Source organism: Pirellulales bacterium, assembly GCA_035533075.1.
Taxonomy (GTDB): Bacteria; Planctomycetota; Planctomycetia; order Pirellulales; family JAICIG01; genus DASSFG01.
The window spans coordinates 1-25,518 of the sequence record DATLUO010000041.1; the positions used below are offsets into that span (position 1 = coordinate 1).

General features: G+C 63.8%; 19 protein-coding genes. 14 read left to right on the plus strand and 5 right to left on the minus strand.

Annotated elements, in window-relative coordinates:
- Window positions 1-1,067 (minus strand): glycosyltransferase family 39 protein (locus VNH11_05150; protein HVA45755.1); only part of this gene is annotated, 1,067 nt, incomplete at its 3' end.
- 273 nt (window positions 1,068-1,340) lie between these two features.
- Here VNH11_05150 and VNH11_05155 point away from each other — a divergent pair.
- Genes VNH11_05155 through VNH11_05165 form a run of 3 tightly spaced genes read left to right on the plus strand, consistent with a single transcriptional unit; the run spans window position 1,341 to window position 4,933 of the window.
- The gene (locus tag VNH11_05155) at window positions 1,341-2,510 is read left to right on the plus strand and encodes a glycosyltransferase family 1 protein (protein ID HVA45756.1); all 1,170 of its coding nucleotides are present in this window, start codon (window positions 1,341-1,343) and stop codon (window positions 2,508-2,510) included.
- A 19-nt stretch (window positions 2,511-2,529) separates the two neighbouring features.
- Window positions 2,530-3,243, plus strand: a complete 714-nt coding sequence (locus tag VNH11_05160; GenBank protein HVA45757.1) for a sugar transferase — start codon at window positions 2,530-2,532, stop codon at window positions 3,241-3,243.
- Window positions 3,244-3,247: 4 nt separating this feature from the next.
- On the plus strand, window positions 3,248-4,933 hold the full coding sequence (locus VNH11_05165; protein ID HVA45758.1) for a glycosyltransferase family 39 protein: 1,686 nt from the start codon (window positions 3,248-3,250) through the stop codon (window positions 4,931-4,933).
- A 3-nt stretch (window positions 4,934-4,936) separates the two neighbouring features.
- On the opposite strand, the gene VNH11_05170 is transcribed toward VNH11_05165, so the two are convergent.
- The 3 genes from VNH11_05170 to VNH11_05180 all read right to left on the minus strand — a co-directional run bounded on the left by VNH11_05170 (window position 4,937) and on the right by VNH11_05180 (window position 11,730).
- The gene (locus VNH11_05170; protein HVA45759.1) at window positions 4,937-5,983 is read right to left on the minus strand and encodes a PfkB family carbohydrate kinase; all 1,047 of its coding nucleotides are present in this window, start codon (window positions 5,981-5,983) and stop codon (window positions 4,937-4,939) included.
- Window positions 5,984-6,151: 168 nt separating this feature from the next.
- On the minus strand, window positions 6,152-9,205 hold the full coding sequence (locus VNH11_05175; GenBank protein ID HVA45760.1) for a DUF4214 domain-containing protein: 3,054 nt from the start codon (window positions 9,203-9,205) through the stop codon (window positions 6,152-6,154).
- Window positions 9,206-9,450: 245 nt separating this feature from the next.
- On the minus strand, window positions 9,451-11,730 hold the full coding sequence (locus VNH11_05180) for a DUF4214 domain-containing protein (protein ID HVA45761.1): 2,280 nt from the start codon (window positions 11,728-11,730) through the stop codon (window positions 9,451-9,453).
- Window positions 11,731-12,236: 506 nt separating this feature from the next.
- Between VNH11_05180 and VNH11_05185 the strand changes: the two genes are divergently transcribed.
- From VNH11_05185 to VNH11_05195, 3 genes are all read left to right on the plus strand, one after another.
- Window positions 12,237-12,446 carry a hypothetical protein gene (locus VNH11_05185; GenBank protein ID HVA45762.1) on the plus strand — a complete coding sequence of 70 codons (210 nt, stop codon included), beginning with the start codon at window positions 12,237-12,239 and terminating at the stop codon, window positions 12,444-12,446.
- Window positions 12,447-12,610: 164 nt separating this feature from the next.
- On the plus strand, window positions 12,611-13,240 hold the full coding sequence (locus VNH11_05190) for a hypothetical protein (GenBank protein ID HVA45763.1): 630 nt from the start codon (window positions 12,611-12,613) through the stop codon (window positions 13,238-13,240).
- Window positions 13,233-14,882: an SPFH domain-containing protein gene (locus VNH11_05195; GenBank protein ID HVA45764.1), complete on the plus strand. Its 1,650-nt coding sequence runs from the start codon at window positions 13,233-13,235 to the stop codon at window positions 14,880-14,882. Before VNH11_05190 ends, VNH11_05195 begins: the two co-directional genes overlap by 8 nt.
- Window positions 14,883-15,029: 147 nt before the next feature.
- Here VNH11_05195 and VNH11_05200 read toward each other — a convergent pair whose 3' ends face one another.
- Window positions 15,030-16,388, minus strand: a complete 1,359-nt coding sequence (locus tag VNH11_05200) for a GTPase (protein HVA45765.1) — start codon at window positions 16,386-16,388, stop codon at window positions 15,030-15,032.
- A gap of 213 nt (window positions 16,389-16,601) precedes the next feature.
- On the opposite strand from VNH11_05200, the gene VNH11_05205 reads away from it, so the two are divergent.
- From VNH11_05205 to VNH11_05240, 8 genes are all read left to right on the plus strand, one after another.
- On the plus strand, window positions 16,602-17,600 hold the full coding sequence (locus VNH11_05205) for a D-2-hydroxyacid dehydrogenase (protein HVA45766.1): 999 nt from the start codon (window positions 16,602-16,604) through the stop codon (window positions 17,598-17,600).
- 71 nt (window positions 17,601-17,671) lie between these two features.
- Window positions 17,672-18,781: a serine/threonine-protein kinase gene (locus tag VNH11_05210; GenBank protein HVA45767.1), complete on the plus strand. Its 1,110-nt coding sequence runs from the start codon at window positions 17,672-17,674 to the stop codon at window positions 18,779-18,781.
- A 71-nt stretch (window positions 18,782-18,852) separates the two neighbouring features.
- Window positions 18,853-19,080 carry a hypothetical protein gene (locus VNH11_05215; GenBank protein HVA45768.1) on the plus strand — a complete coding sequence of 76 codons (228 nt, stop codon included), beginning with the start codon at window positions 18,853-18,855 and terminating at the stop codon, window positions 19,078-19,080.
- Window positions 19,081-19,083: 3 nt separating this feature from the next.
- Window positions 19,084-19,458 (plus strand): hypothetical protein, encoded by a 375-nt coding sequence (locus VNH11_05220; protein ID HVA45769.1) that lies wholly within the window; start codon window positions 19,084-19,086, stop codon window positions 19,456-19,458.
- A 100-nt stretch (window positions 19,459-19,558) separates the two neighbouring features.
- The gene (locus VNH11_05225) at window positions 19,559-20,134 is read left to right on the plus strand and encodes an ECF-type sigma factor (GenBank protein ID HVA45770.1); all 576 of its coding nucleotides are present in this window, start codon (window positions 19,559-19,561) and stop codon (window positions 20,132-20,134) included.
- Between the two features lie 77 nt (window positions 20,135-20,211).
- Window positions 20,212-23,322: a protein kinase gene (locus VNH11_05230; GenBank protein ID HVA45771.1), complete on the plus strand. Its 3,111-nt coding sequence runs from the start codon at window positions 20,212-20,214 to the stop codon at window positions 23,320-23,322.
- Between the two features lie 807 nt (window positions 23,323-24,129).
- On the plus strand, window positions 24,130-24,603 hold the full coding sequence (locus VNH11_05235) for a hypothetical protein (GenBank protein HVA45772.1): 474 nt from the start codon (window positions 24,130-24,132) through the stop codon (window positions 24,601-24,603).
- Between the two features lie 276 nt (window positions 24,604-24,879).
- Window positions 24,880-25,518, plus strand: a 639-nt coding sequence (locus VNH11_05240) for a TIGR03118 family protein (protein ID HVA45773.1), incomplete at its 3' end; no start/stop codon positions are given.

A 25,518-nucleotide genomic window follows, 5' to 3' on the forward strand; every position in this document is an offset into this window, starting at 1 on the left:
TAGGGTGGGACCAGCGAGCTTGCGAGCGCCGGCCCACCAAGGGCGACGTCGTTGATGGTGGGCCGGCGCTCGCAAGCTCGCTGGTCCCACCCTACGACGAGCACGCCGGCCGCCAACGGCAGCCAACCCAGCAGACAGACGGGCTGCCAACCGGGGGCCATCATCTCCGTCAAGCTGATATGGCTCAGGAAGCCGGCCGTGCTGTGGGGAATGAATTCGCACGCCGAGCGCAGGCTGGCCAAGTCAAAGAAGTACGTTCGCAGAAAGTCGGTCTTTCCCGTGCCGTGAACCGAGACCTGCGGCACGAGAAACCTAGCGACATCGATCGCCACCGCCCCGGCGGCCACAACCGCGACCAATCCCCAACAACCGAGGCTCCGCCAATTCCGCTGCCCTGATAGGAACGAGACGACCGCCGCCGTGGCTAAGGTGACTCCAACCAGCGGTATATTGGCATACTGCACGCTTATCGCCGCGGCCGAAACGGAGCCGAGGAGAACCGCCTTGCGCAGCGAAGGACCGTTGCGGAAAGCGTTCAGGCAGACCAGGTATGCGTAGACCGCGCAAAGCCCCACACTATAAGGCCGGGCCTCGCGTGAGAAGAAAATGTACGTCGGGCAAACAGCCGCGATCGCCGCCGTGACGGCCGCACCCTGCGTGCCCAACCACGACTTGCCCGCGTACCAGGCCAGCACGACGGCGCCCATGCCGCCCAGCAACGACGGCAGGCGCAGCATCATGTCGCTATCGGAAAACTGCAGGGCCGCCCGTGCGAGCAGTGCAAAGCCCGGTGGATTGCGGTCGGAGCGGACCAGGCTCTGAAACATCTCGGCCAGCGACGGCGCCGTGCAGATATGGTACTGGATGAGCTCATCATCCCACAGATCGCGGCTGGCGTAGTTCGGCAGGCGCAGCAAGAGCGCCAGCGCGGCGATGCCGACCAGCACGAGTGCCGGACTGGTTGCTGTCGCCGCGAGCCCACGTTGCCAGCTTAAGAGCTGCTCGTGAAGAGGGCGCCCCTCGGCAACGCGCGGGCCGTAGCGGGTTGCGGGGCCGGTGATCGACATGACAGCTCTCGTGGTACTCTCGGACCCTGTACGCGGTTTCCGCGGGCGGCGGATGTTAACCGCTACGTTGTAGGACGGCAACCTCACTTTCGCCGTAGGGTGGGACCAGCGAGCTTGCGAGCGCCGGCCCACCGTAATCGACGCCGCCAACGGTGGGCCGGCGCTCGCAAGCTCGCTTGCCCCACCCTACGTTGCGAAAAATTTTCTCAAGTCCCGCCGGGCGGTCGTCCGATAAGGGTGCCACCTCTCCACGCAGATCAGGGACGATCGCCGATGCGCATTCTTCTCAATGGTGGCCCTATGCTGGGACGCCTGACCGGCATCGGTCAGTATGGCCTTTCGCTGCTCAAGGCGCTGATGTCGCTCTCCGGCGACGCCGATTTGGAGGCGATCGGCGTCTTCGACGGGCGACAAGTGCTGGCCCCCGAAGAGTTCCTGAGCCGGCTGGCGACACAAGCCGATCCAGGTCGCAATCAGCGCATCAAGTCGGTCGTCCGGAGAATCTGGCCAAGCTGCCGCGACTGGGCCGATCGCGTGCGGCGTTTTCACCTGAATCGCGAAACGCGGCACGCTCAGTGGAACGTGTTTCACGAGCCGAACTTCGTCTCGCCGCAGTCGGCGTTGCCGTTGGTGACCACCGTCCACGACATGAGCTACCTGCGATACCCCCAGTTCTTGCCGCGAGACCGGCTCGCCTGGCTGCGCCGCAAGATGGGGCAAACCTTGTCTCGCTCGCGGGCCATCCTGGCCGACAGCCACTTCACTCGCGAGGAACTGCTGGAGCTTTGCCCGGCGGTCGATCCGCAGCGCGTGATCGTCACGCAGCTCGGCGTCGATTTCGATTATTTCAACAGCCCCCTTCATGCCGAGCGTGTCGCCGACGTACGGCGCCGCCTCCAGTTGCCGCGGCAATTTGTCCTCTATCTAGGAACGCTCGAGCCGAGGAAGAACCTGCAAGGGCTGATTCGGGCCTACGCCCTGTTGCCGGCCGAGGTGCAGCAAGCCTACCCGCTGGTGTTGGCGGGCATGCCGGGCTGGAACCAGGCCTATTTCCGCCGCGAACTGGCGGAACTGCGGCATCGCGGCGTTCTGCACGAGGTGGGCTATGTGGCCCAGGACGATGTGCCGGCCTTGATGCGGGCCGCCAGCGTGTTCTGCTTCCCCAGCTTTTACGAGGGTTTTGGCCTGCCACCGCTGGAAGCCGCGGCTTGCGGTACGCCGGTGGTTTCGAGCCGGGCCGCCTCGTTGCCCGAAGTGCTCGGCGAGGCTGCCGTCTACGTCGATCCCCATTCGCCGGACGACATTCGGGCCGCCTTGGAGCGCGTGCTGGAAAGCGAATCGCTGCAGCGGCAGCTTCGGCAGGCGGGTCCGGCGAGGGCCGCCCTGTTCCGCTGGGACGACTGTGCTCGGCGCACCGTGCAAGCATATCGAACCGCAGCTTAACGCAAAGGCAACCACGATCGTGATCATCAAGCCGGGTGTTCGAGACTCCGTTGGCAATGCGGGACCGCACTTCCCGCTGGCGCATGCCAGTGGCGTGCAAACCATCGACGACGCAATCGCGCTCGACCCATGTCCCGTCTTATCGCTGGGCCTGGGCGCTTTGCTCAAGCGGGTCGTCGACTTCACCGGCGCCTTGGCACTGCTGGCGGTGATCGGAATTCCCATGTTGATCGTGGCAGCCGTGGTGCGGCTGACGAGCGCCGGACCCGCGATCTACACGCAAGAACGGGTCGGGCGTGGCGGCCGCCGGTTCATGCTGCTCAAGTTCCGCACCATGCGGCTCGACGCCGAGGCCAAGACCGGCCCGGTCTGGGCCCAGGAGCACGATCCGCGGCGGACGGCCTTCGGCGCGTTTTTGCGGCGCTGGAGCATCGACGAGCTGCCGCAGTTGATCAACGTGCTCAAAGGCGAGATGAGCCTGGTCGGGCCGCGGCCCGAGCGGCCCTATTTCGTCGCCCAGTTTTCGCAGCAGTTCCCGGATTACATGCAGCGGCACGGCGTCCTGCCCGGCCTTACCGGTTGGGCCCAGCTCAACGGGCTGCGCGGCAACACCAGCATCAGCATGCGGCTCGATTTTGACCTGTACTACATCCGGCGTTGGTCGATATGGTTCGACCTCTATATTCTGTTCAAGACTCCCCTCCGTATGCTGGCGGAAAAGAATGCTTACTGAGAGGTTGTCCGAAAACTCCCCGTGGGGCGGCCTTCCTAGGCCGTCTGAGCCAAGCGACGGCCTGGGAAGGCCGCCCCACGAGCGCACGCGATATGGCACACTGGCCGCGGCAGTTTTGCTGGGCGGTTTGTGCCAGCTCTACATTGTTTCCAGTTCGCCCATTATCGCCAAAGACGGCATCGGCTTCATCCGCATCGCCAAGTCGCTGGCCATCGATCCGGTGACGACGCTTCGCGTAGAAGACCAGCATCCCGGCTACCCGGCGATGTTGCTCGGTTGCGAGCGTGTCTACCGCTGGCTCACCGGCCGCGACGAGTTCGACAGCTTTCTTGCCGCCACGCGGCTGGCGTCGGGCACCTGTGGTTTGCTGTCCATCGTGTTTCTCTGGCTCTTTGCCCGGCGGCTTTACAACGAGCGGATTGCGAACGTCACGGTGCTGCTGGCGGCGGTCTGGCCGCTGTTGCGTCTGAACGCCAGCGACAGCCTGAGCGACACGCCGCACTTGATGTTCTATCTGGCCGGCGCTTGGCTGGCGATCGAAGGATTGCGAAGCCGGCGGATCGGCTGGTTCGCGGCGGCGGGACTGGCGAGCAGCCTGGCCTTTGCGGTGCGGCCCGAAGGGCTGCTGGTCGGCGTCGCCACAGGACTCGCCGTGGCCTGGGAGTTTTGCCGCGAGCGCTGCGCTTCGCGGCTCAAGGCGGCGCTGACGATCGCCGGAGTGCTTGCCGCCGCGTCGTTGGTCGTCGTTCCCTATGCCTTGTTGGCCGGGAAAATCACCAGCAAAAAGCTGCCGTTTCGTCACACGGTCTCGGAACACGAGCGGGCGATGGCCTCGGTCGAGCCCACCACGGGACTGCTCGCCGAACCGGCTCCGGGGAGCACCTTGCCCGACGAATTCCGCCGGCCATCGGCGTTTGCCGGCGTGATGGGCCTGGCCATTTTCGAGCTGGCGCGCGAGCTGGCCCAAGGGTTCTATTATTTGGCCATGGTTCCGCTGGCGGTCGGAACCTTTGGGCCACGCCGTCCCAAGCCGAATCGTCCGGCGTCGGTGATGCACGTTCTGCTGATGAACGGGCACGCCGCTTTGTTGCTGTTGCTGTACCTGACCGCGGGTTATATCAGCCACCGTCACATATTGCCGTTGGTGGCGTTGATGTTGCCGACGGCGGCGGCGGGCGCGGTCTGTCTGGCCGAAGAGGCTTCGCAGAGGCTGAGCTTTATGCGTTCGCCGCGCGGCGCGCTGGCCGTTGTGGTTTTCCTGTTCTATGTGGGGTTGGTGCCCAAGTGCCTGAAGCCGCTGCACACGGTTTATGCGCCGATCTACGAGGCGGCGGAGTGCGTGAAGCGCGAGGCGAAACCAGGCGACAGTGTGTTGGCGAGTTCCAGCTATGTGCGGTTCTATGCCGGTCTTCCGGGCATCGTGGTCGGTTCAGAAGCGCCCAACTTGCCACTCGGGTTGTACTTCGCCCCCGACAAGAAGCAGTGGCCCTTCCTCGTCCTGGAAGTCGACGACCGCTCGTTTGACCGCGATGCGCTGTGTGGACCGGGCGGTCGATACGATCAGATTCTCGAATTGCCGGCCCACCCGCGCCGGCCGTGGGCCAAGGTCGTGGTGCTTCATGCGCGGCAGCAGCGCCTTGGGCGTAGAGTGGGACCAGCGAGCTTGCGAGCGCCGGCCCACCGTCGTTAAGCATCAGGCGTCAGGCATCAGGCGCCAGCCGGCACGCAACTGGTCGGGCGAGGCCGTGCCGGTGGTGCCGAGTTGCTGCACGGTGACCGAGGCCACCAGGTTGCCCAGCGCGGCCGCTTCCGTTGCCGAACCGCCGGAGAGCAGCGCAGAGAGAATACCCGCCGTGGCGCTGTCGCCCGCGCCGACAATGTCGATCGGGCCGCTGACCGGACAACCGGGCACATGAGCGACCGACGCGGGCCCCTTGAAGCCCACCGCCAGCATGCCCGACTCGCCGACCGTGCAAAACAGCGGCCGGCCCGTGTGCCGGCTGAGGGCCACGGCGGCGTCGCGGGCAAACGCCAGGTCGCCCGTTGCCGAGCGCTCGTCGCGGCCGAGCGATCGCAGGCACTCGCCGACGTTGGGCTTGAGCAGCCCAAAGTGAAACTGGCCGATACGCTGGCGGCTGTCGACCAGCACGATCTTATCGGGGTCCGCCCGGCAGAGCGACGCGAGGTGCTCGCGCACGCCCGTGGTCATCACGCCCCGGTTCTCTTCGTTCACCTGGTCGAGCACCGCCAGTCCGTCGGCGCTCTGAAACACGTCGGTCAGGTGTTCAACCAGGCGTGCCTCGGTTTCGCGGCCGAGCGGGGCGTTGTTGCGCAGATCGATGCGGTTCAACTCGCGCCACGTGCCCGCGGCGTCGCGGCGCATCGGCTTGGTGTAGGTGGGCGTGAGGCGGACCGGGTCTTGCATGATGTGCCCCGCATCGACCGGCAGCTTGTTCAGCTCTTTCAGCAAATCGTAGGCCTGGCCGTCGTCGCCGAGAACGGTGACGGGCACGAGCCGGCCCACGCCCAGGGCCGCCAGATTGTTCATCACCGTGCCCAGCGCGCCGGGGCTGTTGCGGACGCGCGTGATCTGATAGGCCTCCAGGCCGGTTTCGATCGATGTTTCGACCAGGTCGGGATCGAGCCAAAGATATCGGTCGAGAAAAAGGTCGCCCACCAGGCCGATCGTGAGACGTGGCAGCGTGGCGAGCACCGAGTCGAGCCGCTCGAGCGAAAGCATCGGTCGATTTTGGATTTTGGATTTTTGGATTTTGGATCGACAAAATCCAGCGTGCAGTCAACGTGGAGTGCGATTCTACACGATTGCCGACCCGGCCGCACAGCCGAAGGCAGTGCATGCGGTTGAAAAGCAGCGCTTTTATGCCGCAGCCGACCTCGAATAGCGGCACTAGCTGTGGTCGGCGAAGTACTCGTCGGAAGCGATGAAGCCGGCGATCACGTCTTCGTTGGTCAGGCCCTGTTCGAAGGCCGTCACCCAACCATCGATCTCGCTTTGGGTGGGCAAGCGACCCAAGAAGATTTCATAGTCCTCCTTGACCTGATCGCCCTCACGCTCGGCGCTGGCCGCGAAGCCCAAGGCCACCGACGACCGCGCCGCGCCGCCCGCCAACGCGGCCACCCAGTAGGTCTCGCCCTGCACGTCGGGAGAACGGCCCAGCAGGTCGAAATACATGTGGTCGACCCAGGCCTTATCGGTGCCGCCGCTGTGCTGATAGTATTCGGGCGATCCGATGAACTGGGCTTCCAACTGCTCGTCGGTCAGGCCGGCGCGCATTTGCAGGTCCCAGTACTGCAACCCGCTGCTGTCCGGGGAGCGGCCCAGGAAGTGTTGATAGGCCCGCGAGATGACGTCGTCGTAGTATTCGTCGCTGTGCGTGAGCGTCATGGCAAACGTCGTCCGCGACATACCGTTGTCGAGCGCGTTTACGAAGCTGGCCAGCGAAGCCTGATCGGGCTGGCGGCCCAGCACCTGCTCGAACGCGGCCTGAACGTAGAGCGACTGCGCGTTGCCCTGGGCCGGCTCAATGTGAATCGAGGCGCTGGCCTGCGCGTTGTCTTCGAACGATGGCTCGTTCGACGCGTTAACCGTGGCGGTGTTGGTTAACGTGCCCACGTCGTTGACCGTGGTCTGGCCGATGATGTGAACGCTGATCAAGCCGCCGGGCTGCAAGTTCGCTCCCGGCAGCAGCTCCAATTGCTGTTGACCGATTTGGCCCACGATCTGGAAGAACTCCGCCGAGCCCTGAGTGGGGTCGAGTCGCCAGAAGATGTCGTTGCCCGGCCCGGCCGACAACTGGTCGGTGAGCGTCGCGTTTTGCGGTTCGAGGCAGCCTTGGTTGAAAATCTGGATGGTGAAGCCGGCGATCTGCCCGGCGACGACCTGCGTCTGGTCGGCCGTCTTGCTGACGTCGAGATCGACGTTGTGCAGCGTGATCGTGGCGCTGGCCTGGGCGTTTTGGTCGTTGGCCGGCTCGTTCGCCGCGTTGACGGTCGCGGTATTGACCAACGTGGTCGTGCAGGGCGGCAGGTTCGGGTCGACGTCGTTCAGGCTGGTCTGCCCGGTGAGGTGGACGCTGATGCTCGCGCCGGCCGCCAGCGCATTCACCGACGAAGCCAACGTGAGCACCTGATGGCCGACCGGCCCCGTAATGGTGAAGTCGCCCGGATTCGTACCCGCCGCAAAGCCGTTGCCCGACGAGTCGATCTGCCAGTTGACGTCGGCGGCGACGCCCGGCGGCAAGGCATCGTTGAGCGTGACGCCGGTCGCGGTGTTGGCGCCTTCGTTCAACAGCTTGATCGTGAAGCCGGCGATCTGCCCGGCGTCGATCGACTGCTGATCGGCGATCTTTAAGACGACCACCTGGGCCTGCCCCGGCGGAACGACCTTCTGCGGTTCGTCGTCAAACTGGCTCGCCTGGGGCGGATTGTTCGCGTCGCCGCTGTAGACCGCGATCCATTGATAGGTTCCCGTCTGCGTAGGCACAGGGCCGCCCGGATTGTTCCCCATGGTCACGTCATAAAGAGCATACGGGTGAGCGGGATCGATGGTGACCGTATCGGTATAGACGTTGTTGCTGTCGGTGGCGTTGGGCGTAACGCCCGGAGCGAACAAGTAGAAGGTGATGGTGCCCGTCGGATTGATGCCGCCCTGCAGTTGGGCTGAATCATAGAGCTTGCCGCCACTGCCGAGGTGCAGCGTGCCGCCTTCGAAGGTGCTGATGGCGGGCGGCGAAGTGGAGACCTCCGGCTCGTCGCCGAAATTGCTCTCCGCCGACGCGTTGTTGGCATCGCCGCTGTAGACGGCCACCCACTGATAGGTGCCAATCGCCTGTGGCACATGACCGCCCGGATTGCTTCCGCTGGCGGTGCTGTAGCTGCCGTTGCCGTTGATCGTGACGCTGTCGCTATAGATATTGTTGCTATCGTCGGCGGCCGGCGTGACGTTCGGAGCGAACAGATAGAAGGTGATCGTGCCGTTGGGATTGCTGCCACCGGCGAGCGTGGCGGTGTCGGTGAGCGGCTGGCCGCTGCCGAACACAACTGACGGCCCGGGGACCGTGGTGATCGTGGGAGCCGAGGGGACGACCTTCTGCGGTTCGTCGCCAAATTCGCTTGCCTGCGGCGGATTGTTCGCGTCGCCGCTGTAGACCGCGACCCATTGATAGGTTCCCGTCTGCTGAGGCACATGGCCGCCCGGATTGTTCCCCTTCGTCACATCATAAAGAGCATAGGGGTTGGCGGGATCGATGGTGACCGTGTCGGTATAGATGTTGTTGCCGTCGGTGGCGTTGGGGGTCACGCCTGGTGCGAACAAATAGAATGTGATCGTGCCCGTCGGGTTCATGCCGCCTTGCAGTTGGGCCGAATCATAGAGCTTGCCGCCGCTGCCCAAGTGCAGCGTGCCGCCCTCGAAGGTGCTGATGGCCGGCGGCGACACCACGGTTTGCGGCTCGTCGCCCAGCGTGCTCGACACTGACTGGTTATGGGCGTCGCCGCTGTAAACGGCGAGCCACTGAAACGTGCCGATCTTCGCGGGCATGGCACCGCCCGGATTCGTGCCGGTGCTGGTGCTATAGTTGCCGTCGCCGCTGACCGTGACTTTATCGCTATAGACGTTGTTGCTGTGATCGGCGGCGGGGGTCACTCCCGGGGCGAACAGGTAGAACGTGATCGTGCCCGTGGGACTGCTGCCGCCGGTCAGCGTGGCCATGTCGCTCATTTTGACGGAACTGCCCAAGACGACGGTGCCGCCGGGAGCGGTCGAAAGACTGACGTTGTTAGGGTCGGCCGCCACGTTCGCGTCGAGCATCCACCGCCCTTCAAGTGCTTCTGCCAGCAACGGCCGGTGCGACTTCCAGCCCCGTTTACGGCTGGGGACGGCCTTTTTCTTACTTACGCGACGAAAGAACGAGGAACCGGACGACGCGGGAAAAGATGCCATGGGATGCCTCTGAATGCGTAAAAAACCGGGTTGCTTTTCTCATTACCCATCCCTGGTACTTTCAACCAACCGGCGCAACCGCGCCCGTCAAACGCAATCAGATTACACTTTACGATCGTCATAGTCAACGCACTGTTACCAGACAACCCCAACCTCCCATACAGTCCAAACAACGGTGGCCGGGGCGAGTGAAACCCGCCCCAGCCACAACGATGTTTCTCCAGGCGATTTGAGATCCGAGTTAATTAGCTGTGATCGGCGAAAAACTCGTTCGAGGCGATGAAGCCGGCGATCACGTCTTCGTTGCTCAGGCCGTTCTCAAAACCCATCACCCAGCCGTTCACCTCGCTGGCGCTGGCCGGTCGGCCGAGGAACGTCTCATAGTCCTGCTGGACGATGTTGCCTTCGCGTTCGGCGCTGGCGGCGAAGCCCAAGGCCACCGACGACCGGCTTGCCCCGCCCGCCAAGGCGGCCACCCAGTAGGTCTCGCCCCGCAGGTCCGGAGTGCGGCCCAGCAGGTCGAAATACATGTGGTCGACCCAGGCCTTATCGGTGCCGCCGCTGTGCTGGTAGTATTCCGACGAGCCGATGAACTGCGCCTCCAACTGTTCGTCGGTCATGCCGGCCTGAAGCTGCTGGTTCCAGTACTGCAGGCCGGTGGCGTCCGGCGTGCGGCCCAGATAGTGCTCGTAGGCCTGCGAGACGACGTCGTCGTAGTATTCGCTGCTGTGCGTGAGCGTCATGGCGAACGTCGCTCGCGACATGCCGTTGTCCAAGGCGTTGACGAAACTGGCCAGCGTCGCCTGGTCGGGCTGCCGATAAAGCGCCTGCTCGAACGCCGCCTGCACATAGAGCTGTTGCGCGTTGTTCTGATCGCTCTGCTCGACGCCGATCGACGCGCTGGCCTGTGCGTTGTCTTCGAATGACGGTTCGTTCGAGGCGTTCACGGTGGCCGTGTTGTCCAGGTTGCCCACGTCGTTGACCGACGTCTGGCCGATGATGTGGACGCTGATCAGGGCACCCGGTTGCAAGGTCGTCATGCCCGGAGCCAGCTCCAATTGCTGCTGACCGATGCCGCCCACAATCTGGAAATACTCCGACGAGTTTTGTTTCGGGTCGAGACGCCAATAAATGTCGTTCGCCGCGCCTTCCGGTAGCGGGTCGCTGAGTGTCACGCCCATGGCGTCGACGCAGCCTTGGTTGTAAATCTGGATCGTGAAGCCGGCCATCTGTCCGGCGACGATCTGCGACTGATCGGCCGTCTTCGTGATATCGACGTCGGCGCTGTGCAGCGTGATGGTGGCGCTGGCCTGGGCGTTTTGATCGTTGGCCGGCTCGTTCGAGGCGTTGACCGTGGCCGTGTTGACCAGCGTGGTGGTGCAGGGCGCCAGGCCCGGATTGACGTCGTTCAGACTTGTCTGGCCGGTGATATTCACACTGATGCTGGCGCCGGCCGCCAGCGTGTTCACCGACGACGCCAGCGTGAGCACCTGATTGCCCACCGGTCCGCTGATCACGAAATCGGCCGGTTGCGTGCCCGCCCCGTAACCCATGCCCGACGAGTCGATTTGCCAGTGGATGTCGTTGCCATAGCCCGCCGGCAGCGGATCGTTGAGCGTCAGACCGGTGGCCGTGTTGGCGCCAACGTTGGATATCTCGATGGTGAAACCGGCGGTCTGCCCGGCGTCGACCGACTGCTGGTCGGCGATCTTCAGGATGTCGACCTGGGTCGACGGCGGCGAAGGCGGCGTGACGCATTCCGGCTCGTCGCCGAAGTTGCTGGCGGCGGAGCAGTTGTTCGCATCGCCGCTGTAGGCCGCGACCCACTGATAGGTGCCGGCTACGTTCGGCACGTAACCGCCGGGGTCCGTTCCAACACTTGTGCTGTAGGTGCCGTCGCCGCTGACCGTGACGGTGTCGCTGTAAACGTTGTTGCCGTTGTCGGCCGCCGGCGTGACGCCGGGAGCGAACAGATAGAAAGTGATCGTGCCGGTCGGGTTGCTGCCGCCGGCAAGGGTGGCGGTGTCGGTGAGACTGTCGCCGCCGCCCAAAACCACTGGGCCGCCGGGGACCGTGGTGATGTTCGGCTGGGCTGGAGTAACGCATTCCGGTTCGTCGCAGAAGTTGCTGGCAACGGCCCCGTTGTTCGCATCGCCGCCATAGACCGCCAGCCACTGATACTTGCCGGTCACCGTCGGCAGATAGCCGCCCGGGTCCGTTCCGCCGTCGGTGCTGTACGTGCCGTCGCCGTCGACAGTGACCGTATCGCTGTAGACATTGTTGCTGTCGGTTGCGTTCGGAATGACGCCGGGAGCGAAGAGGTAGAAGGTGAGGGTGCCCGTCGGGCAATTGCCGCCCGACAGCGTGGCCGTATCGCCGAGCATGTTGCCGCTGCCGAGGACCACGGCGCCGCCGGCGTTGGTGGTGATGCAGGGCGGCGGCGGGTTGCCATTGTTACAGGCGCCCGCGTCGATGAGGCTGACGCCGGACAGCAAGTGGCGCGTCTCGAGGGCTTCCAATCGCAAGTAGTTGGCGGATCCGAAACCTGCCCGACAGTATCCCCGTTGGCCCTTCCGCGAAGCAAACACTTTGCCAACGCGGTTGACATCGTTCCTGGCCCGTTTCCTGGAGAAGTGAGAGAACATGCGAGAAGCCCTTGTGCCTGCGAGTGGAAATGGAGAAGTGAGAAGCTAAAGTCCCAGTGTAATCAGGCACAGATATCGATCAACTTATTTCTAAAAAGTATTACATCTATAGTAGATATGAGCATTGGTCGAGCGGCGCCGCTTGCGAGGCTTATGCGGATCTTGCCGGGTCCGCGAAAAGTGCGGCCAGTGGCATGAACGGTGCGTGCCGGTTCGAGATCGTCTATCGAACCAACGATCCGCGCCGCCCCCATCTGACCTTCGTCTGCACCGCCAAGGTCCGCGAGCGTTCAGCGAGCGGCGAATAACGGGGTACGTGATTTGCAACCAGGATTTCGAGATCGCTCAACGTAGGGCGAACACATTCTCGTGCCTGGAGGCAACTCATGCGACTCACTGGATTCGGGGCCATCGAATATGCGGAAAAGGAAGGGCTGCGGCTGCATAAGAAAGCCGGTCATATTGACGAAGGGCGAAACGGGTTGACCATCGCCGAGGCGGAAGCGATCGCCACGGACGATCCGGATTCGATCTGGCTCGACGTGCCCGAAAGCGAGTATTACGGCAGCGGTAAAAACATGCTGCCCGAACGATAGAGCAACCCTAAGTATGGCCTAGACTTAGGTGCTTTGGCCGCCGGGTGCGGTTTGACAAGGGTCGCCACGCGCCCCATGATAAGCGGCGAGAGGGCCGCCACAAGATTCCGCCGCGAGCGGCGAATCTCATGCGTGGGGCAAGCATGTCACACAAGGTCGCGTCTATGGCCACCATCATCTACAGCGTTTCCGCCGTGATCGGGGGAACGGTCCTTCTTTGCCAGTTCTTGATGACGCTGCTCGGTCTTGGGCACGATCTGCCCGACGATTTGCCCGACGATGTTCCGCACGACTTTCACTTCGGGCACGACGGCGGCGGCGACCACGACACGGGCCACGACGCCGGCCACCACGGAACAGCGTCGTTCATCCGCATGCTCACCTTCCGCACAGTGGTGGCGGCGTTGACGTTTTTCGGTCTGGCGGGACTGGCCGGCAACTCGGCCGATTTGCCCGGCGAGTTGACGTTCGTCGTGGCCTTGGCCGCGGGCGGGGCGGCCATGTACGGCGTGCATTGGCTGATGCAATCGCTCAAACGTTTGCGGGCCGACGGGACGGTCCGCATCGAACGGGCCGTGGGTCGGAGCGCCACCGTCTATCTGCGAATCCCGGCCCACAAATCGGGCGCCGGCAAGATTCAAATCAACGTGCAAAACCGGACCATGGAATACGAAGCGATGACCGCCCACGAGCCGTTGCCCGTCGGAAGCATGGTCGTCGTCACCCAAGTTCTCGGCCCCGACACCGTCGAAGTCGAACCGGTGCCCGAGCCGGAAAGGACCGCCAATGTTTAGTCAATTGTTGTCCTCCGTTACGCTTATTGCTCAGACATCCAGCGGCCTGCTCATATCGCTGGGCGGCATCGCCATCGCCGTGATGGTCGTCTTCTTCGGCCTGCTCATTCCCCTGGCCTCGCGCTACAAGCGTTGCCCCAGCAATCGCGTGTTGGTGATTTACGGCCGGGCGGCCGCCGGCGAAGTGTCGAAGTGCATCCACGGCGGCGCCGCCTTCGTCGTGCCGCTGATCCAGGATTACGCCTGGCTCAGCCTGGAACCGATCCAGATCGAAATTCCGCTGCGCGGCGCACTGTCGGCCGAAAACATCCGCGTGAACGTGCCGAGCGTGTTTACCGTGGCCATCGGCACCAGCCTGGAAGTGATGCAGAACGCGGCCATCCGCCTCTTGGGCCTGAACACGGCCCAGGTCAAGGAGCAGGCCGAGGAGATCATCTTCGGTCAGTTGCGGCAGGTGATCGCCTCGATGCGGATCGAAGACATCAACCGCGATCGCGACACGTTCTTGGAGCACATTCAACGCTCGCTGGAGCCGGAGCTGAAGAAGGTCGGCCTGGTGCTGATCAACGTGAACATCACCGACATCACCGACGAGTCGGGCTACATCGACGCCATCGGCCAGAAGGCGGCTTCGCAGGCCATCCAGCAGGCCCGCGGCGATGTGGCCGAGCAATTGAAGCTGGGCGAAACGCGGGTGGCCGAAGCCGAACGCGATAAGGTGATCCAGGTGGCCTCCGCCACGAAGCTGCGCGAGATCGGCACCCGCGAGGCGCAGCGCGAGCAGGCCGTGCGGCTGGCCGAGTTGGCCAAAGAACAGGCCATCGGCGAGCAGACGGCGGGCTTCGAGCGCGAGGCCCAAGTCAAAGACGCCGAGCGGCAAATGCGGATCGCACTGGCCGACGCGAACGCCAAGGCCGTGGCCGGCGAAAACACGGCCCAGGCGGTGATCGCCGCTTCGCAAGCCGAATTGCTGGTGAAAAAGGCCGACGCTTACGCCTTGGGCGAGACGCGCAAGCGCGAGGCCGAGGCGGCCGTGCTGGAAGCCCAGAACCGCGCCATGGCCAAGGCCGCGCTGGCCGAGGCCGAACGCGTCGAAGCCGAACGCCGGGCGGCCGTGGAGGCCCCGGCCAAAGCCGAAAAGGCCAAAGTCGTGGTGCAGGCCGAGGCCGAGGCCGAAAAACGCCGCATCGAGGCCCAGGGCGAGGCCAGTGCCATCTTTGCCAAGCTCGAAGCCGAGGCCCGCGGCCAATATGAGATTCTGGCCAAGAAGGGCGAAGGCCTGCGCGAGATCATCTCGGCCTGCGGCAGTGCGAAAGATGCCTTCCAACTCTTGATGCTGGAACATCTCGACCATCTGGCCGCCACTTCCGCCACAGCGATCTCGAACATCAAGTTCGACAAGGTGGTGGTCTGGGAGAACGGCGGGCAAAACGGCACGACGAACACGGCCAGCTTCCTGCACGGCATGGCCCGCACGATGCCGCCGATGATGCAGGTGCTGCGCGACATCGGCGGCGTGGAGATCCCCGAATCGCTGGTCAAGTTCGCCCAGAACGAGCCGGTGACGACCGCGACCGGCAACGGCGCGGCGCCGAGCCACGCCAGCACGCCGGTGGAAAACAGCGTTAAGGCGGGCGTGTAGACCGTAGGGTGGGACCAGCGAGCTTGCGAGCGCCGGCCCACCGTTAGCCGGATCATTCATTCGGCGCCGTGGCCCCCGCATCGTCATTGACGGTGGGCCGGCGCTCGTAGATATAGCTCGCATGCCCCACCTTACAGCCCCGCTCGCTCACTTGCCGATGCAAAAGCGGCTGAAAATGCGGTCGAGGATGTCGTCGGTGTACACCTCGCCGGCGACCTCGCCTAATTGATGCAGCGTGCCGCGCAGTTCGGCTGCTACCAACTCCTCGCCGCCTGCCGATTGAACCACGCCGCGCGCGCGAACAAGCCCCTCGGCCGCTTGCCGCAGGCTCTCGCTGCAGCGGACCGCGGTGGCGGCCACCACGCCGAGTGTCACCTTGTCTGCCTCTCCTGCCTCACGAAGCCGCCTGCGCAGCAGGTCAAGACCGGCCCCGCTGCGGCTGCTGGTGTCGATTGCCTCCGGCAGCTCTCGCGCGCGGCGCGGAAGGTCGGTCTTGGTACACACGACGAGCCGCTCACCACGCGGCCGGCTTGCCAGCAAATCCTCCTCGCTTTCCGTCAACGGCCGACTCGCGTCGAGACACACGATTTCGATCTCTGCCTGTTCCCGCTGGCCGCATCCGGCCGCCTGCGCGGCGCGCGCGATTGCGGTCGTTTGCGCATGTTCGATGCCCGCGGTGTCGACCAACTCGAACATGGTGCCGTCCAAGTCGAGGCGAGTCGCCAGGTAATCGCGTGTGGTTCCCGCCTGCTCGGAAACCAGCACGTTCTGCCCGCCGAGCGCGTTATACAGCGAGCTCTTGCCGACGTTGGGTGCGCCGATCAAGACGGCCCGCAACGTGCCCGGCGCTTCGCCGCGAGCCTGCATTTGATCGAGCAGTCCTTCCACTTCGGCCTGGGCGGCGGCCAATTGCGCGTCGAGATCGTCGGGCGAAATGAACTCGATATCTTCTTCGACGAAGTCGAGGCCGGCTTCGAGATGCGCCAAGGCATCCAGCAACTCGCCGCGCAGTCGCGCCAGCGGCGCGGCCAGGCCGCCGGCCAATTGGCTGAGCGCCGTTTCGAGCTCCCGCCGGCCGCGGGCGTCAATGACTCCCAGCACGGCCTCGGCCTGCGTCAGGTCGATCCGCCCGGCAAGAAAGGCCCGCAAAGTGAATTCGCCGGGGCGGGCCAGCCGGGCACCCTTGGCGCACAACTCTGCCAGCAGGGCGTCGACCAGCGGCGGCGACGCGACGGTGTGTACTTCGGCAGTCGGTTGCCGCGTATAGCTGCGCGCGGATGGCCAGAGATATAAGGTGCAAGGCAAGGGCGCCGCCACGTCCGCAAGCCTGACGCTGCCTGGGATCGCGGTTGGCCGGCGGATCTGGCTCAGCGCTTCGCCGCCATCGGCCGTGAAGCATAGTTCGACGCAGGTTACGGTCTGCGGCCCGCTCACGCGCACGACGGCCCGTGCCGCGCCGCCCGGCGCAGATGCAAGGGCTGCGATGGTATCGTGAGGATCGAGCATGGGCGGAGCACCAAACGGGCTTGAAACGCCGGCCAAGTCTACGGTATCTTGCAGGATTGTCCACCTTCGGCCACGAGCAAAGCTATGCGAACCCGCCCGCGCACCGCGCTGAAAATGAAACGCAAGTCCCGCACCTGTCCCAAGTGCGGCGCCAAGATCAACAACCAGCGGAAGCGTTGCAAGCGCTGCGCCAAGACGCTCCACATACCGTGAATGCGAATCGTCTTGTGTTACCCGGTCGAAGAGCGGCACCTGCGCCAGATCGCCGCCGCCGCGCCCGATGCCGAAGTGGTTGACGCCGGGCAAGAGCGGACCGCGCAAGAAATCCTTGCGGCCGACATTTTTTGCGGCCATGCCAAAGTCCATCCCGTTCCCTGGGACGAAGTCGTCCGCCGCGGCCGTTTGCGATGGATCCAGTCGTCGGCTGCCGGCATGGACCATTGCCTCGTGCCGTCGGTCATCGCTTCCGAAATTGTGGTCACCAGCGCGTCGGGCGTCTTGGCCGATCAGGTGGCCGAGCACGCGCTGGCCCTCATCACGGGCCTGCTGCGGAGCCTGCCGGTGTTTTTCCGCGCGCAGCAGAGCAAAGAATTCATCCGGCGGCCGACGCGCGATCTGCACCGGGCCACGATCGGCATCGTCGGATTCGGCGGCAACGGCCGCCGTCTGGCCGAAGTGCTGCGCGTCTTCAAAGGCCGCATTCTGGCCACCGATATGTTCCCGGCCGACAAGCCCGACTATGTCGACGCCCTCTGGCCGGCCGACCGTCTCTATGACCTGCTGGCGGCGTCGGACATCGTGGTGCTGGCGGCGCCGTTGATACCTTCGACGCGCGGCATGATCGACGCACGGGCACTGGCGCAGATGAAACGCAGCGCCATTCTGGTCAATATGGCCCGTGGTCCGTTGGTCGTCGAACCGGCCCTGGTCGAGGCCCTGCGCGCAGACCGCCTGGCGGGCGCGGGGCTCGACGTGACCCAGACCGAGCCGCTCCCGGCGGACAGCCCACTATGGGATTTGCCCAACGTGATCATCACGCCGCACGTGGGCGGGCAGAGCGCCCCGAGAATCGACGACATGACGGATTTCTTTTGCGAGAACCTCCGTCGCTGGCAGGCAGGCCGCCCTTTGTTGAATCTCGTCGACAAAAATCTCGGTTTTCCGGTGTGGGGGGCCGGATCTCACTGGACGCAATGCCGCGCCGCACTTTAAGATTGTGGCTGGCAAGAAAAGGCGATTGCCCTCTTGGAGGGCATCGATTCCTCTTACCGGGAGGCGGTGCATTGTCTACGACCACTTTTTTCGACGGTTCGGCCACGCTGACATTCAGCGGACGTCCCAAGATCCGGCCCGTCGACGACGATCTGCTCAAACGCTACGAACGGCTGGTGACGGAACAGCGGCATAGCTGGACCGAGCACCACCATCTCAACAAGCTGCTTGGCTCCGGCGGCCAAGGCGTCGTCTATCTCAGCGAGCGCCGCGGCACCGACCAGTTCACGTTGCCCGTGGCGCTCAAGGTTTTCTCGCCCCAATACTACGACAACCCACGCAGCTACGACGAGGCGATGGCACGGATTGCCCGCGTCGCTGCCCGCGTGGCCCAAATTCAGCAAGACAATCTGATCGACGTCCACAACTTCATCGACCGCAACCGCATCCGTATCATGGAGATGGAGTGGATCGACGGCTACGACCTGAGCCGCCTGCTCAGCCCGGCAATGCTGGCACGCGCCCAGAACCGCGTCAGCATTCGCCGCTGGGAATATCTCAACAACGTGATCGTGACCGCCGGCCCCGTGCAACCGCGGCTGAAGCCGGGCATCGCCATTGCGGTGTTGCGCGAATGTCTGGCGGCGCTGGCCGCGCTGCACCGTGAAGGGATCGTGCATGGCGACATCAAGCCGTCGAACATCATGCTCAAACGGACGGGCAATGCCAAGATCATCGACATCGGCTCGGCCTTCGAGATCGACGACGCGCCGCAACGCCGGAGCTGCACGCCCACCTATTCGGCGCCCGAAGTGCTGGAAGGCGTGGGCACGTCGCCCCGCAGCGACTTGTGCAGTCTGGGTTACGTGTTGATCGAGATGCTGGCGGGCATGCCGCCCTTCCCCGGCCAGTTGACCTACAAGGACCTGCTGGAAGCGAAGCGGGTGTTGGTGCATCGTTTGCACGAGTGGCTTCCCAGCGAGGTGGCCTGCAGCGACAACCTGATGAACCTCATCCGCAGCCTGATCGCTCCCGATCCGCAGTGCCGCTTCCCTTCGGCCGAAGCCGCTGACATGGGCGAGAAAGGCAGCGCCGCCAGCTTCCACCGTCAGCTTGTCAAAGGCGACCTGGCGACGGAGTATGAAAACGACATCCGGTTGTGGCTGGAAGAACTCGACTGAACGTTAGGGGACGCGGGCGGTTTTCGCGTTCTCGACATTGTTTGTATTCGCCGGGGCAATAAGATGAAGATATGGCCACTCTTGAACCATCTGATCAGCTTCGTTTTTCTCCTGAGTCGCTGGAGTTTCGGGACGACGTGCGTAACCGGCTGACGCAGCGGATGCGGGAGCTCGCTGTTGAGCGTGTGCTTGCCCAGCACCGAGAGCGCATCATGGAAGACGATTTCAAAGCGGTGCTTCCCCAAGCTGTCCGGGAGATCCTGGCTGAGTTTGGCTTTTCCGTCACGATTGGCGGCTGAGGAATGGCCAAGCTCCCGCAGATCAAGTACGACACCAGCCTCAAGGGCGGTGAGCGCGAAGAGGCGCTTCTCACGGAACTTGACAATCTTCTGCACCTTGAGGCGGTCGCCTGGTCGAGGCGGCGCCGCTCGCAAACCGTTGACGAGTCCGATTTCGAACATGGGTTTCGCGAGTTGGTCGGCGGGCGCAAGGTCGATTTTGCGCGGCAGCTCATCAGCGCAGTGCTCTACGTCCTCTCCGGCGGTGGCGCGTCGTGGGCGGTGAACGCCTACACCAGCAGTGAGGTTCCAAACTCACAGGGGCATTGGGCGGCCGTGACGATGTTGGCGTGCGGCGGTCTGGCGGCATTCGTGCAGCACTGGCGCGGCTGGAATTAGCGCCGCATTGGGGCCTGTCGCTCGGCGGTGAGAGCAGGGGACCGCAATGACCGGCCTCGATTTTTGCCAGGCGGCCTCCGGTCGGTTATGTTCAGGGGCGATGAGCGATGTCACCCGCATCCTATCGGCTATCGAGCAAGGCGATCCGCACGCCGCGGAGCAGCTCTTGCCGTTGGTCTACGACGAATTGCGAAAGCTGGCGACGCAAAAACTCGTGCAAGAGAAGCCTGGGCAAACCTTGCAGGCCACGGCCCTGGTCCACGAGGCGTATCTGCGGTTGGTCGACGTCGGCAAGGCCCAGCATTGGAACAGCCGCGGACACTTCTTTGCCGCCGCGGCCGAGGCCATGCGGCGGATTCTGGTCGATCAGGCACGCAAGAAAAAAAGCCGTAAGCACGGGGGCGGGCTGGAACGCCTTCCTCTCGAGGAGGCCGAGATCGCCTGCCCGGAGCCGGCCGTCGATCTGCTCGCCGTGAATGATGCCCTCGAAAAGTTCGAGCGTCTGGACAAGGCGGGCGCCGATCTGGTGAAGCTGCGCTATTACGCCGGCCTCACGCTCCCCCAGGCGGCCGACGCGCTGGGCATTTCTTCCTCAACTGCCGATCGGCTATGGGCTTACGCCCGCGCCTGGCTCCATGCGGAGCTAAGAGAAGACGACCCGGAACGAGCGTGCTGAAAAAATCCTCTGAAATTTTCTGTTTTGTGGGGTGATGCGCTGCTGGATTCCGCACTGTGTTATAGAAGGAATTCGTCATGCTCGATTACGACAACGATGAGAAAGCCATTTTTCTCGCTGCCCTGGAGCAATCCACGGCGTGTGAGCGCGAGGCGTACCTCCGCAGCGCCTGCGGTGACGACCCCGAACTCTTGAAACGGGTAAAAGTGCTCCTGTCGGTCCATGAGCAATCGCACGGCCCCTTGGACGCGCCTTCGCCCGGAGTTGGCGTTGCGCCTACCCTCGAGCGGCCCATCGCCGAGCGGCCGGGCACGGTGATCGGGCCGTACAAGCTGCTGGAGCAGATCGGCGAGGGGGGTTTTGGCGTGGTGTTCATGGCCGAGCAGCAGCAGCCGGTGCGACGCAAGGTGGCGCTGAAGGTGCTCAAGCCGGGCATGGACACGCGGCAGGTGGTTGCCCGATTCGAGGCCGAGCGGCAGGCCCTGGCCCTGATGGACCACCCGAATATCGCCCACATCTTCGACGGCGGCACCGTAGGTCAGGCTTTCCAGCCTGACAGCGACCCGGCTCGTCAGGCCGGACAGCCTGAACTACTCGGTCAGGCTGGAAAGCCTGACCTACATTGCGGCCGGCCTTACTTCGTCATGGAACTGGTCCGCGGCATTCCTATCACGGAATTCTGCGACGAGAGCTGCCTCGGCATCCGCCGGCGGCTGGAGCTGTTCGTCGACGTTTGCCAGGCGGTGCAGCACGCGCACCAGAAGGGGATTATCCACCGCGACATCAAGCCTAGTAACGTGATGGTCACGCTGCACGACGGCCAGCCGGTGGTCAAAGTGATCGACTTCGGCATCGCCAAGGCGATGGGCCAGCAGCTTACCGAGAAGACGCTGTTCACGAACTTTGCTCAGATGATCGGCACGCCGTTGTACATGTCGCCCGAACAGGCGGAGTTGAGCGGGCTCGACATGGACACCCGCAGCGACATCTATTCGCTGGGCGTGCTGTTGTACGAGCTGCTGACGGGCACGACGCCGTTCGAGAGCGAGCGGCTGAGCAAGGTTGGTTATGACGAGATGCGCCGCATCATCCGCGAGGAAGAGCCTCCCAAGCCGAGCACGCGCATGAGCACCGTCGGAAAGGCAGCCAGCACGGCTTCCCAGCAGCGTGCAAGCGACCCGCGCAAGCTCAGCCGACTATTTCGCGGAGAGCTCGACTGGATCGTGATGAAGGCCTTGGAGAAGGACCGCAACCGGCGGTACGAGACGGCCACGGGATTCGCATTGGACGTCAAACATTATCTGAACGACGAGCAAGTCGTGGCCTGCCCGCCGTCGGCGCATTACCGGCTGCGGACGCTTCTGAAGCGCCACCGTGGGCCGGCGGCGGCCGTCTGCGCCGTGCTCGCGGTGCTGGTGGGCGGCATCGCCGCGACGAGCGTGGGCTTTCTGTCGGCCCGGGCGGCCCAGCGGCGCGCGGAAGAGAACTTCGAAATCGCCCACAGCGCGGTGGACGATTATCTGAACAGAGTTACGGAAGACCCCGACTTGAAGCGTTCCGATTTCAACGCCTTGCGCAAGAAGCTGCTGGAGTCGGCCGTGCCGTTCTACCAAAGGTTGGTTGAGCGAAAGCCGCGAGATGCGGCGCAGGAAGCGGCGCGCGGCCGTGCTTATGGCCGACTTGGGACCGTGCAGCAGCAAATCGGAGAAACGGCAGGGGCACTGGCAGACTTGGAACAGATGCGGTCGATCTTTGCCAAACTGGCCGCCGACTTCCCCGCCGCGCCCGAATACCACTCGCAACTGGCCGCGAGCCACTTCGGCCTCGGCAACGTCCTGTTCTCGCTGGGTCGCAACGACGAGGCGGACTCGGCCTATCGTGACGCGCTCGCCATTCAGAAAAAGCTCGCGGCCGAATCCCCAACCGTATCAGAATACCGCGAGAACCTGGCTAAAACCCACAACGCTTCGGGCGTCCTGCTGGCCCGTCTGGGCAAACGCGACGAGGCGGAGGTGGCGTTTCGCGCCGCGCTGGCGATTCATGAGAAACTCGCAGCCGATTTCCCAACGGTGCCAGATTACCGATGGGGCCTCGCCGCAGCGCGGACGAACCTCGGCACCGCCATGAAACAGGAGGGCAAGCACGACGAAGCCGAGGCGGCCTATCGTGCCGCGCTGCGCGTTCTGGAAAAGCTCGCCGCCGACTTCCCAGCGGTACCAACATACCGACATAACCTGGCCATGACCCGCAACAATCTGGCCTCGGTCCTAGACGATCAGGGCAAGCTCGCCGAGGCGGAGGCGGCGTGTCGCGCCGCGCTGCCCGTTAAAGAAAAACTCGCGGCCGACTTCCCAACGGTACCGGAATATCGCAGGGGCCTAGCCGGAAGCTGGCAAAACCTGGGCTGGATCCTGATCGGCCTGGGCAAGGATGACGAGGCAGAGGCAGCCTGGCGCGCCGCACTAGTCATTCTGGAAAAGCTCGCCGCCGACTTCCCGACGATCCCAAAGTACCGAGAGGAATTGGCCGTGACCCGCCAAAATCTGGCCAGGACCCATCTTCGAAAAGGCGAGCGGGATGAAGCCGCCGCTACCCTCTCTCGGGCCATGGAACTGGACGCAACAGACCACTTTAGCGCCTACCAACTCGGCTTCCTCTTGGCCGAGCAAGGCGACCTTCCGGCCTATCAGAAATACTGCCACACCATGCTCTCGCGCTGGGGCAACGCCACCGATTCTGCCGAACAAACGGCCAAGGCCTGCTTGCTGCTTGCGGGCGGCGTCTCGGATCCCGCACAGCTCGCGCCGCTGGTCCAGACGGCCCTATCGGTCGGCGCGAGGCATGAAGCCTATCCGTGGTTCTTGTTCGCGCAGGGACTGCACGACTACCGTTGCGGCCGATTCGCCGAAGCTCGGACTGCCTGCGCAGACAGTCGCCAGCGAGCCGCGTCTCATCCCGAGCTGATCGTCATTAATCAGGTGGTCGAAGCCATGTCGTTGTACCGCCTGGGCAAGACCGACGAGGCGCGGCAGGCGCTGGCCGCAGCCGACCGGCTTCTCGTCGACACGACGCCCGATTTCGGGAGCGGCGATCTCGGCCCGAGCTGGCACGACTGGCTGGGCTGCCGGATCCTCCGCCGCGAGGCGGAGGAGTTATTGAACCATCCGACGACGGAAACAGGACCGTGAATCCTTCCTGGGTGAAATGATGATCGTTGGTCAAAACTTCGGAAATCGCCAGCGTCTGCATGGCCAGCATCGAGCAAGTCGGTCCGTTTATACCGGCCCCCTTTTTGGCCGCGTAGCGACCGCGGAGTTTAGCCGTGGGTGCCAACCCACGGTTCGCAGCCGCAGAATGAACAAGAGCCGCGTAGCGGCGACGGAGTCGTGGGCGTTCAGTTCTGCCGCCGCTACGCGGCTTACGAGAACGGCGCTGCACGATGTCCGTGGGTTGGCACCCACGGCTAAACTCCGCCGTCCCTACGGGACTGAGACGGAATGGGACAGAGGGAGACAAGGAGGAAGGAGGGACGAGGAGAAGGACAGACAGAGACCCCATCCGCCTTGTGCGGATCGGTGAACAAGATGGTGAGCTAGCTGCGTTCGCGAAGTCAGCAAAAAAGGCCCCATCCAGCTCGCCTGGATGGTGAATAAGATTCGCGGTTGCTAAGCGTCAAGAAATCTCCTTCACCATCCAGGCGAGCTGGATGGGGTCGAAGCAACGAAGGCGCGGCAGTGTCTAGCTCACCCTCTGCTTCACCATCGAGGCAAGCTCGATGGGGTCGAAGACGACCGGTGGGCCGGCGAAGCGCAAGACTCGCTTGTCCCACCCTACGCAGTCGAAAATCCAAAATCGAAAATTGAAAAGACGGCCGGTGGGGTCCTTACGACCAAGCAAGCTCCCCACCGGCCCGGCACCAAGCGGCGCACGGTCTGCGCGCCGAGTGATGGTGTTTTCATTGTATCGCAGACCAGTTCTCAAAAAGGAGAAAGATCATGTTGTTGTTCTCTTCCTGGCTGCCAAACCGGAAACGCTCCCCGTCCGCGGCGCGCCGAAGATCGGCCATCGCCCTGGGCGCGGCCGGCGCGGCCTTGGCCCTGACCATCTGCATCAGCTTCGTCCGTGCCGGCGAGCCGCCGACGATCCAAGCCTATGCCAACGGTAAAATCGTGAACGTGCTCGTTGATACGAACGTCAGCCCCGAGGACGAGGTGATCGCGAGCGGAATCGCCAACCCGCTTTACCTCATCGATGAACAAGACATCAGCCATGTCCTCTCGATCCCAACGGGAGCCCCAAACGGTGGCACCTACAACCCGTACTGGATGATCATCCCGGTCATTATCACCGGCGACGTCACTCTTCCATTGACGAGCGGGGATGCGGTCCTGTCGGCGGTCAACGCTGGGCACGCTACCCTTGACTACGACGGCGCCTTCTACGTGCTCTGCCCAGAGATCTCCAAGTAGTCGCAGTCGTTGCCATCTCGAACGGTCCTGGCCGGACCCGCCGATCCGAGCGGGCCGGCCATGACCCCGGGGTATTTTGGATTTTCGATTTTGGATTGGCGGAAAGGCCAATCCAAAATCCAAAATCCAAAATCCAAAATTGAAAGGCGGCCGGTGGGGTCCTTACGGCCAAGCAAGCTCCCCACCGGCCCGGCACCCGGGCGGCGCACGGTCTGCGCGCCCTTCAGGTCGCCGTCGCCATTCTATCGCAGACCACAAACGAAAAGGAGACTTTCCATGTGGTTCCGCTCAATCCTTGACTCGGCAAATTCCGACTCGGCAGCCGCCCCGCGCCGATCAAAAACGCGCCGCCCGTCACGACCACGCGCGGCGATACCCCTGAAACTTGAAGCGTTGGAAAACCGCTGCCTGCTCAGCGGCTACCAGCAGACTGACCTGGTCGGCTACCAGCCTGGCACGGCGCACCACACCGACCCCAACCTGAACGGCTGGGGCATGACCGCTATGCCGGGCGGGGAGTTCGTGGTGGCCAACCCGTTCAACACCGGGCTGGCCACGTTCTACGACAAGTCCGGGCACGTGCTCCCGCAGACGATCACCGTGCCGGCCTCGGCGGCCCAGCCGTTCGGACCGGTCGGCGAACCCACCGGCGTCGTCTACAACGCGACATCAGACTTCGTGATCTCGGCAAACGGCAAGCACGCGCCGGCCCTCCTGATCTTCGATACGCTCGACGGCACCATCAGCGGCTGGAACCCCGCCGTGGATCCGACACATGCGATCGTCATGGTCGACAACGGCGCCGCCGGCGACCTCTACACCGGTCTGGAGTTCGCGCAGAACAGCCACGGGCAGAATGTCCTGTATGCGACCGATTTCGGCCACAACCGCGTGGAGATGTTAGTCGGCAGCTTC